Genomic DNA, 577 nt, shown 5'->3' with positions numbered 1-577 from the left:
TAGGGTCAACAGCCCCGCACTTTTGCCGCGCGTCCGCCCGAAGCGGACGCGCACCGCGATACTTAGGGAGTACAGGCATGTCTGATGCCATCATTCGACTGCAGGACGTGAACAAGTGGTACGGCCAGTTCCACGTGCTGCGCAACATCAACCTGGACGTGGCGCCGGGTGAGCGCATCGTGGTGTGCGGGCCGTCCGGCTCGGGCAAGTCCACCATGATCCGCTGCATCAACCGGCTCGAAGAGCACCAGAAAGGCCACATCATCGTGGACGGCACGGAGCTCACCAACGACTTGAAGCACATCGAGACCATCCGCAAGGACGTCGGCATGGTGTTCCAGCACTTCAACCTGTTCCCGCACCTGACGGTGCTGGAGAACCTGACGCTGGGCCCCATGTGGGTGCTGAAAAAGCCGCGTGCCGAAGCCGAAGCCACGGCCATGAAGTACCTGGAACGCGTGCGCATTCCGGACCAGGCCAAGAAATTCCCCGGCCAGCTGTCCGGCGGCCAGCAGCAGCGCGTGGCGATTGCCCGGTCGCTGTGCATGAGCCCCAAGATCATGCTGTTCGATGAGCC

The 577-nt window shown here is 62.7% G+C and carries 1 protein-coding gene; it reads left to right on the top strand.

Annotated features, from left to right (window positions below; all coding sequences use genetic code 11):
• Window positions 1-77: 77 nt before the first annotated feature.
• The coding region (locus U858_RS0118090) for an amino acid ABC transporter ATP-binding protein (RefSeq protein WP_025138561.1) at window positions 78-577 on the top strand (500 nt) is incomplete at its 3' end.

Source organism: Achromobacter sp. DH1f (genome assembly GCF_000633435.1).
Lineage (GTDB): Bacteria > Pseudomonadota > Gammaproteobacteria > Burkholderiales > Burkholderiaceae_B > Achromobacter > Achromobacter deleyi.
The sequence above is the reverse complement of the archived record's forward strand: the minus strand, read 5'-3'. Positions and strand labels throughout refer to the sequence as shown.